The organism is Clostridium sp. AM28-20LB (assembly GCF_003480665.1).
GTDB lineage: Bacteria > Bacillota > Clostridia > Lachnospirales > Lachnospiraceae > Otoolea > Otoolea fessa.
This window is the reverse complement of record NZ_QUJN01000017.1, coordinates 1-3,333: the sequence shown is the minus strand read 5'-3', so window position 1 is coordinate 3,333 and position 3,333 is coordinate 1. Positions and strand designations below refer to the sequence as shown.

Here is a 3,333-nt window from a genome sequence, read left to right as displayed (position 1 = left end):
CAGAATGCGTCCCATATGTCCGCGCAGGCGGTAGGCGGTGCAGTGGGGCATAACGAGATTTCCATTATCATCCCATGCCACCGTGTGGTGGGAACGAGTGGAAGCTTGATTGGGTATGCGGGTGGAATTGAGAAGAAGGTGGCACTGCTTATGCTGGAACATACCGATATGAGTCGTTTCTTTGTGCCGAAGAAAGGAACGGCGCTTTAGTTATTAAGTGGAAAAATCGGAATTTGCGTTGGGGTATAGAAAATAGAATGAAGAATTCAAAGGTTAAAATAATCGCTTTAATAATGTGGATTATTTTTGAAATTGTAGCTGTTGTGTTATGGCTATCAAAAGATAATATTTTTTATTTATTGAATTTTAGTTATATTGGTACGTCAATAGCATTAGGTCTAGTGTTGATGGCTAACAATCAACCATATGCAAGAAGAATTGTCCAGTTACTTGTTGGTACATATATGCTGGTTTACCTTGGACTTATTGATAATGAAAATATGCAGATAGAGGGATTCTGGTATTACTTATTTACTGGAGTTTTCGAGGCCGCAACAATTCATTATGCAGTAGCAAAGATATTCGGTCCACTGATATTTGGAAGAGGCTGGTGTGGATTTGCTTGTTGGACTGCAATGATACTTGATTTTTTACCATATAAAACTCCTCAAAGTCATGAAAGACGAAAAATTGGGTGGATAAGGTATATCGCGTTTGCTGTATCATTGATCTTTGTTTCCGTACTTTTCTTGTGTAAAGTGGATAACATTGAACGAATAATGTTTTGGGCATTTTTGATAGGGAATATTGTTTATTATTTAGTTGGAATTACATTGGCTTTTACATTTAAGGATAATAGAGCATTCTGTAAATATATTTGTCCAATAACTGTTTTCTTAAAGCCAATAAGCTATTATTCTCTGTTTCGTATCTGTTGCGATAAAACAAAATGTATTAACTGTGGAAAATGCGAAAGGCTTTGCCCTATGGATGTTGAAGTTACAAATAATTCAAGAAAACGAAAGAATGCCACAGAATGCATATTATGTATGGAGTGCGTGAAGAATTGCCCTAAGAAGGCACTTTAATCAAATTCCAGTTTACCTCTATTCAAACATACAAGCTCTTGACAATAAAGCTCCTATATAGTATGATTTTATAAACTACTATATAGGAGCTTTTGCATGAAAACAAATGGCGGATTTCTTGTCACCAAAATAAAACAGCTTGGTGACCGGATTTTTGAGAAGATTCTCAGCGAAAAAAATATCGATGCGTTTAATGGAGCCCAGGGACGTATTCTTTATGTGCTGTGGCAGGAGGATGGTATCTCAATCAGGTCACTCTCGATTAAATGCGGATTAGCGATAACATCTCTTACTACGATGCTGGAAAGAATGGAAAATCAAGGGCTGATAAGCCGTGTTCAGTCTGAAACGGACAAAAGGAAAACACTCCTGTTTCTGACTGAGAAAGCACATGCCTTAAAGGGCGAGTACGATTCTGTATCTGATGAGATGGGCAGTATTTACTACAAAGGTTTTTCAGAGGAAGAAATTACCCGGTTTGAGGAATGCCTCGACCGCATCAGAAAGAATCTTGAGGAGTGGCAGAAGTCATGAGTATTTGTATCAAAGATCAGATTCAGAACATGAATATCGTCATTGGCTGCACAGTGGGGTGTACATATTGCTATGCCCGCAACAACGTGAAACGCTGGCATATGATTGATGACTTCGCTGACCCTGAATTCTTTCCGAGTAAGCTCAAGATGATGGAAAAGAAACGTCCGCAGAACTTTCTTCTTACCGGGATGAGCGATCTCTCCGGATGGAAGCCGGAATGGAGAGACGAGGTATTTGCAAAGATCCGTGAAAATCCACAGCATCAGTTCCTGTTCCTTACCAAGCGGCCTGATTTGCTGGATTTTGATACCGATCTGGAAAACGCATGGTTTGGCGTTACGGTGACGAGGAAAGCAGAACTGTGGCGTATCGACGCCCTTCGGAAAAACGTCAGAGCAAAACATTACCATGTTACCTTTGAACCGTTATTCGACGATCCCGGCACAGTTGACCTTTCCGGAATCAATTGGATCGTTGTCGGCACCATGACCGGAGCTCAGAGCAGGAAGATTCATACGGAGCCGGAATGGGCATGGTCTCTGGCGGACCAGGCACATAAGCTCGGCATTCCAGTGTTTATGAAGGAAGACCTTGTCCCTATCATAGGGGATGAAAATATGATTCAGGAAATGCCGGAAGAATTTAATAAAGTGTTAGAGGTACAGAAATCATGGAAGAAGTAATAAATGGAATCCTCATTCGTGAGGTGGAAACAAAGAACATCATGACTAAGTCTAGTCTGCCGGTAGGCGGTTACTCGGTCAATCCCTATGTGGGCTGTACACATGCCTGCAAGTATTGCTATGCTTCTTTTATGAAGCGCTTTACCGGGCACAAGGAGGAATGGGGCACTTTCCTTGATGTGAAGCATTGGCTGGAAATTAAAAATCCGAAGAAATATGCCGGACAGCGGGTGGTCATCGGTTCTGTGACAGATGGCTACAATCCACAGGAGGAGCAATTCGGGAATACCAGAAAACTTCTGGAGCAGCTGATCGGCAGTGACACAGATATTCTGATCTGCACAAAGTCGGATCTTGTGGTACGGGATATTGATCTGCTGAAGAAGCTTGGACGAGTAACCGTTTCATGGTCGATCAACACACTAGATGAAAATTTCAAGAACGATATGGACTCTGCTTCGAGCATTGAGCGCCGTATCTCTGCTATGAAGCAGGTATATGAAGCCGGTATCCGTACAGTCTGTTTCGTATCCCCGGTATTCCCCGGTATCACGGATTTTGAAGCAATATTTGAGCGGGTAAAGGATCAGTGCGATCTGTTCTGGATCGAAAATCTCAATCTTCGAGGCGGTTTCAAAAAGACAATTATGGATTATATCGCCGGAAAATATCCTGATCTTGTACCACTTTACGACGAGATCTATAACAAGCATAACCGCAGTTATTTTGAAGCACTTGAAGTAAAAGCTGAGGAAATGGCTAAGAAGTATGATTGTCCCTTTGTGGATAATGAAATGCCTTATGGCAGAGTCCCGCAGGGACATCCGGTAATCGTGGATTATTTCTATCATGAGGAAATCCGAGGGACAGAAAATACAGGAAAAAGAAATCGTTAAGCAGAAATTTGAAAAGGAGTGCTTACAGAGTGAAAGCGATTAGATTAAATATTTTCACAGATTGAGAACTTCCAGCTTGGTTATAAGATCGGATTTATCAATGATGCTGAGATATGGTTACTCATGTTA

Annotated in this window: 5 protein-coding genes; all 5 read left to right on the top strand. The window is 41.3% G+C overall.

What is annotated here, in order from left to right; genetic code table 11:
• Positions 1–210: MGMT family protein (locus DW739_RS14725; protein ID WP_147355663.1), on the top strand; the 210-nt coding region annotated here is incomplete at its 5' end.
• 47 nt (positions 211–257) lie between these two features.
• Positions 258–1,088: a 4Fe-4S dicluster domain-containing protein gene (locus tag DW739_RS14720; protein WP_118685269.1), complete on the top strand. Its 831-nt coding sequence runs from the start codon at positions 258–260 to the stop codon at positions 1,086–1,088.
• A gap of 96 nt (positions 1,089–1,184) precedes the next feature.
• A complete protein-coding gene (locus DW739_RS14715; RefSeq protein ID WP_117796695.1) occupies positions 1,185–1,622 on the top strand; it encodes a radical SAM mobile pair system MarR family transcriptional regulator in 438 nt (145 codons plus the stop codon).
• Positions 1,619–2,308 (top strand): radical SAM mobile pair protein A, encoded by a 690-nt coding sequence (locus DW739_RS14710; protein WP_005946182.1) that lies wholly within the window; start codon positions 1,619–1,621, stop codon positions 2,306–2,308. The genes DW739_RS14715 and DW739_RS14710 overlap by 4 nt, the downstream gene beginning before the upstream one ends.
• The gene (locus tag DW739_RS14705) at positions 2,296–3,204 is read left to right on the top strand and encodes a radical SAM mobile pair protein B (RefSeq protein ID WP_118743274.1); all 909 of its coding nucleotides are present in this window, start codon (positions 2,296–2,298) and stop codon (positions 3,202–3,204) included. Before DW739_RS14710 ends, DW739_RS14705 begins: the two co-directional genes overlap by 13 nt.
• Positions 3,205–3,333: the final 129 nt, after the last annotated feature.

Coding starts and splice junctions, on each gene's coding strand:
- DW739_RS14710 (WP_005946182.1), top strand. CDS start 1,619: ATGAGTATTTGTATCAAAGATCAGATTCAGAACATGAATATCGTCATT.
- DW739_RS14705 (WP_118743274.1), top strand. CDS start 2,296: ATGGAAGAAGTAATAAATGGAATCCTCATTCGTGAGGTGGAAACAAAG.
- DW739_RS14720 (WP_118685269.1), top strand. CDS start 258: ATGAAGAATTCAAAGGTTAAAATAATCGCTTTAATAATGTGGATTATT.
- DW739_RS14715 (WP_117796695.1), top strand. CDS start 1,185: ATGAAAACAAATGGCGGATTTCTTGTCACCAAAATAAAACAGCTTGGT.